This is a genomic window from Marinomonas flavescens (genome assembly GCF_004352835.1).
Taxonomy (GTDB): domain Bacteria; phylum Pseudomonadota; class Gammaproteobacteria; order Pseudomonadales; family Marinomonadaceae; genus Marinomonas; species Marinomonas flavescens.
The window spans coordinates 1-2,576 of the sequence record NZ_SJSB01000036.1; the positions used below are offsets into that span (position 1 = coordinate 1).

The window sequence follows — 2,576 nt, forward strand, 5'->3', positions numbered from 1 at the left end:
CCATTTCAATGAAAACGAGTAGGACGGGACACGTGATATCCTGTCTGAATATGGGGGGACCATCCTCCAAGGCTAAATACTCCTGACTGACCGATAGTGAACCAGTACCGTGAGGGAAAGGCGAAAAGAACCCCTGTGAGGGGAGTGAAATAGATCCTGAAACCGTGTACGTACAAGCAGTGGGAGCGGACTTAGTTCCGTGACTGCGTACCTTTTGTATAATGGGTCAACGACTTATTTTCAGTAGCAAGGTTAAGCACATAGCGGAGCCGTAGGGAAACCGAGTCTTAATAGGGCGTTTAGTTGCTGGGAATAGACCCGAAACCGGGCGATCTATCCATGAGCAGGTTGAAGGTTGGGTAACACTAACTGGAGGACCGAACTCACATACGTTGAAAAGTCTGGAGATGACTTGTGGATAGGAGTGAAAGGCTAATCAAGCTCGGAGATAGCTGGTTCTCCTCGAAAGCTATTTAGGTAGCGCCTCGTATCTCACCATTGGGGGTAGAGCACTGTTTGGGCTAGGGGGTCATCCCGACTTACCAACCCCATGCAAACTCCGAATACCAATGAGTGCAATTACGGGAGACACACAGCGGGTGCTAACGTCCGTTGTGGAAAGGGAAACAACCCAGACCGTCAGCTAAGGTCCCAAAGTTACAGTTAAGTGGGAAACGATGTGGGAAGGCTTAGACAGCTAGGAGGTTGGCTTAGAAGCAGCCATCCTTTAAAGAAAGCGTAATAGCTCACTAGTCGAGTCGGCCTGCGCGGAAGATATAACGGGGCTCAAACTGTACACCGAAGCTACGGATGCTTAATTTATTAGGCATGGTAGAGGAGCGTTCTGTAAGCCGTTGAAGGTCAAGCTGTAAGGCAGGCTGGAGGTATCAGAAGTGCGAATGTTGACATGAGTAACGATAAGGGGAGTGAAAAACTCCCCCGCCGGAAGACCAAGGTTTCCTGTCCCATGCTAATCAGGGCAGGGTGAGTCGGCCCCTAAGGCGAGGCAGAAATGCGTAGTCGATGGAAAACAGGTTAATATTCCTGTACTTGTACATATTGCGATGGAGAGACGGAGAAGGCTAGGCCAGCACAGCGATGGTTGTCTGTGTTTAAGGCGGTAGGTTAGGTGCTTAGGCAAATCCGGGCACCTCCTTTTATTAGGAAGACCGAGAACTGACGACGAGCCCTCTTTTGGGTGAAGTGGTTGATGCCATGCTTCCAGGAAAAACTTCTAAGCTTCAGATATGTTCAAACCGTACCCCAAACCGACACAGGTGGTCAGGTAGAGAATACCAAGGCGCTTGAGAGAACTCGGGTGAAGGAACTAGGCAAAATGGTACCGTAACTTCGGGAGAAGGTACGCCGGCCGGTGTGAAGGACTTGCTCCGTAAGCACTAGTCGGTCGAAGATACCAGGTGGCTGCGACTGTTTATTAAAAACACAGCACTCTGCAAACACGAAAGTGGACGTATAGGGTGTGACGCCTGCCCGGTGCTTGAAGGTTAATTGATGGGGTTAGCGCAAGCGAAGCTCTTGATCGAAGCCCAAGTAAACGGCGGCCGTAACTATAACGGTCCTAAGGTAGCGAAATTCCTTGTCGGGTAAGTTCCGACCTGCACGAATGGCGTAACGATGGCCACACTGTCTCCACCCGAGACTCAGTGAAATTGAAATCGCAGTGAAGATGCTGTGTATCCGCGGCTAGACGGAAAGACCCCGTGAACCTTTACTATAGCTTCACAGTGAACTTTGAACCTATTTGTGTAGGATAGGTGGGAGGCTTTGAAGATAGGACGCCAGTTCTATTGGAGCCAATCTTGAAATACCACCCTGGTATGTTTGAGGTTCTAACTCAGGTCCATTATCTGGATCGAGGACACTGTGTGGTGGGTAGTTTGACTGGGGCGGTCTCCTCCCAAAGAGTAACGGAGGAGCACGAAGGTGTGCTCAGCATGGTCGGAAATCATGCGTAGAGTGTAAAGGCAAAAGCACGCTTAACTGCGAGACAGACACGTCGAGCAGGTACGAAAGTAGGTCTTAGTGATCCGGTGGTTCTGTATGGAAGGGCCATCGCTCAACGGATAAAAGGTACTCCGGGGATAACAGGCTGATACCGCCCAAGAGTTCACATCGACGGCGGTGTTTGGCACCTCGATGTCGGCTCATCACATCCTGGGGCTGAAGCCGGTCCCAAGGGTATGGCTGTTCGCCATTTAAAGTGGTACGCGAGCTGGGTTTAGAACGTCGTGAGACAGTTCGGTCCCTATCTGCCGTGGACGTTTGAGATTTGAGAGGAGCTGCTCCTAGTACGAGAGGACCGGAGTGGACGAACCTCTGGTGTTCCGGTTGTCACGCCAGTGGCATTGCCGGGTAGCTATGTTCGGACGGGATAACCGCTGAAAGCATCTAAGCGGGAAGCCTCCCTCAAGATAAGATCTCACTGGGACATAAGTCCCCTGAAGAGCCGTTCGAGACTAGGACGTTGATAGGTTGGGTGTGTAAGTGCTGTGAGGCATTGAGCTAACCAATACTAATTGCTCGTGAGGCTTGACCATATAACACCAAAGTGGTTT

The 2,576-nt window shown here is 50.8% G+C and carries 1 rRNA gene; it reads left to right on the forward strand.

The annotated features are described in order from the left end of the window. Positions 1-2,558: ribosomal RNA gene (locus E0D70_RS17410) — 23S ribosomal RNA — on the forward strand; the annotation flags it as partial. Positions 2,559-2,576: the final 18 nt, after the last annotated feature.